This window comes from Brevibacillus borstelensis (assembly GCF_003710865.1).
Taxonomy (GTDB): Bacteria; Bacillota; Bacilli; order Brevibacillales; family Brevibacillaceae; genus Brevibacillus; species Brevibacillus borstelensis.
This window is the reverse complement of the sequence record NZ_RHHO01000101.1, coordinates 1-1,963: the sequence shown is the minus strand read 5'-3', so window position 1 is coordinate 1,963 and position 1,963 is coordinate 1. Positions and strand designations below refer to the sequence as shown.

The following is a 1,963-nucleotide window of genomic DNA, read 5'->3' as shown; positions in this document are numbered from 1 at the left end:
AGAAGTCAATTAAAAACTGCTCTGCGTAAGAATGGGACAAAGTAAGTTCGCCCCACCATTCCGTATCATATCTGGACAGCATGCTAAGTACGTACAAAAGCAGATAATGGTTGGCCCACTCCGGAAGAGGAAGGGAGTCGTTATCCCCATTCCAAAAAAACAATGATCGCTCCCGTAAGCAAAAGAGTGGATGTTCGTCTAGGCTGGAAAAGGAAGAGAAGGGAACGACCATGGTTTTACTTCCGTCACTTGACCACTGGACAGAAGCGAGCATGTCTTGATCGTAGTCAAACCGCTTTACGTATTGCTGGAATGTGTCTGGTGAATAAGCGAGTGGTCCTTTTGAAGCAGCAGGAAAATGAAGACGACAAAATATCGCGTTCGTTCTCGCGTCCGTCTCACTTTTCCAGTCAACAGGGACCCAGGGAGAGATATGTCCAATCGCTGCCTGTAGAGGTCCGTGCATGTCAGCCAGGTATGACATCAATTCCTGAATCCTGTAACGGTCCTGAAGGGGCGATACAGAGAGGAGATGAGCCAGATGGGAAAACAACCCTTCCTTTTGTGGACGAACCTCGTCCCTTAGGAATTGATAACCGTTCTTTTTGACTTTCCTCGTAGTCACACCGTGTTGAAGAACCTTGCTGTTCTGCGGATAGTCAGGATCGATGACGATGAGCCATCCCTTCAACAGATGAATACAGCCGTAGAACAGCAGCAAGGGCTTAATGGACAGGGGTGTCTTCGCGGCCGATTCATAAAACAAGCGTGCTTGTTTCCATGTGTATAGAAAACGCGTGCTTTGTTGAAAAGCGAGTCGCTCAGCCTGCACGATACCTTTGCTGTGATAGTGTTTGTATAAAAAAGCGCGTGCCGCCGGTTCTGTTTCCAGCAAGCGCAAAGAGGACCAGGCATCCATTTCCATCACCTTTCTAACATTCGTGTATGAGAGCGCTTTCTTGTTATTTTTTTTGATTTATCTGGATAATTGCTTAGATAACCGAACATTAAAAGGTTACCTTGACAGTAAATTAAGCCGTTTGTTACACTTGCATAAAACATTTTGGCGAAAGGAGCTCATACCTGTGCGGGAAGACAAATTCGTAAAAGAGGGCTTAACGTTTGATGACGTTCTCCTTGTTCCAGGAAAATCAGAAATTTTGCCTCGTGATGTAGATACATCGACAAGATTGAGCGAAAAGGTCGTCTTGAACATTCCGCTGATCAGCGCGGGAATGGACACGGTAACGGAGTCTGCACTAGCGATTGCAATGGCCAGACAAGGCGGAATCGGGATTATCCATAAAAACATGACAATCGAGCAGCAAGCCAGTGAGGTTGACCGGGTAAAACGCTCTGAAAGCGGAGTCATCACCAACCCGTTTTCCCTCAGTTCGGAGCACACCGTCGCAGACGCGGACGCGTTGATGGGCAAGTACCGCATCTCCGGGGTTCCTATTGTCGACAGCCAAAATCATCTGGTCGGAATTCTTACCAACCGCGACCTTCGTTTCGTTCATGACTTTTCGATTCCGATTAAAGATGTAATGACGAAGGAAAATCTGGTGACAGCTCCAGTAGGGACTACCCTGCAGCAGGCTGAAGCCATTTTGCAAAAATACAAGATCGAGAAGCTCCCGTTGGTGGACGAGCATAATGTGCTAAAGGGCCTGATCACCATCAAGGACATCGAAAAAGCGATTCAGTACCCAAATGCAGCCAAAGACCAGCAGGGACGTCTGCTGTGCGGCGCGGCTGTAGGTGTATCCGCCGATACTTTCGAACGCGCAGAAGCATTGGTGAAGGCGGGCGTTGACGTTCTGGTCGTGGATACAGCGCACGGACACCACATCAACGTCAGCAACGCAGTGAAAAAACTGAGACAAGCATACCCGGATCTCACCATCGTAGCCGGTAACGTAGCGACTGGCGAAGCCACTCGCGATTTGATCGAAGCCGGTGC

General features: G+C 48.5%; 2 protein-coding genes. One reads left to right on the top strand and one right to left on the bottom strand.

Annotation, left to right across the window (positions count from 1 at the left end):
* On the bottom strand, window positions 1–919 hold a 919-nt coding region (locus tag EDM54_RS26045), incomplete at its 3' end, for a YaaC family protein (RefSeq protein ID WP_122959099.1).
* Between the two features lie 166 nt (window positions 920–1,085).
* Here EDM54_RS26045 and guaB point away from each other — a divergent pair.
* On the top strand, window positions 1,086–1,963 hold an 878-nt coding region (guaB, locus tag EDM54_RS26040; protein ID WP_122959098.1), incomplete at its 3' end, for an IMP dehydrogenase.